Consider the following 553-nt stretch of genomic DNA (forward strand, 5'->3'; position numbering starts at 1 on the left):
GTTTCGGCTAAACTATCATCGGCAGTATCAAGGCCTAGTGTTTCAATAATATCCTGCATAGAAGCGCGAATACGCTCATACTTATCGCTATCGCTTAAGCTGTTCTCGCGCATAGGCGTTTCTAAACCGGCATCAATTAGTGCCTTGCGAACCTTATCTGCATCATTTCGGCTCATTGTAATCTCCAAAAAGCGTTATATTTTTAGCGGCCAAGCGCTTATTTATTTCTCAACAATTGCTTGTTCAATAACAAACTCGCCTTGTTTTCGTGATGTGGCTTTGGCAAAGCCTTTTGCCTGCAATATATCCATAGTTTCCTGCAACATGTATTGATTGCCACACAGCATAAGCCGATCATGTTCTGAATTAAGGGGGGCTAGGTTCAGTGTAGCGGTCAGCTCACCTGTTCTTAGTAGTTCAGTAATGCGTTTTTGGTGCGCCGCAAACATAAACGGCTCGCGAGTAACGCATGGGTAGTAAAGCAACTTTTTAGCAACTTCCGCGCCAAAAAACTCATTTTGCGGAAGCTCATTAGTAATGGTTTCTCGATAGG

General features: G+C 43.4%; 1 protein-coding gene. It reads right to left on the minus strand.

Annotation, left to right across the window (positions count from 1 at the left end; genetic code table 11):
• Positions 1 to 221: 221 nt before the first annotated feature.
• Positions 222 to 553: ferredoxin reductase domain-containing protein (locus CS062_RS26540; RefSeq protein WP_497006793.1), on the minus strand; the 332-nt coding region annotated here is incomplete at its 5' end.

The organism is Roseateles chitinivorans, from assembly GCF_002761755.1.
Classification (GTDB): domain Bacteria; phylum Pseudomonadota; class Gammaproteobacteria; order Burkholderiales; family Burkholderiaceae_C; genus Roseateles; species Roseateles chitinivorans.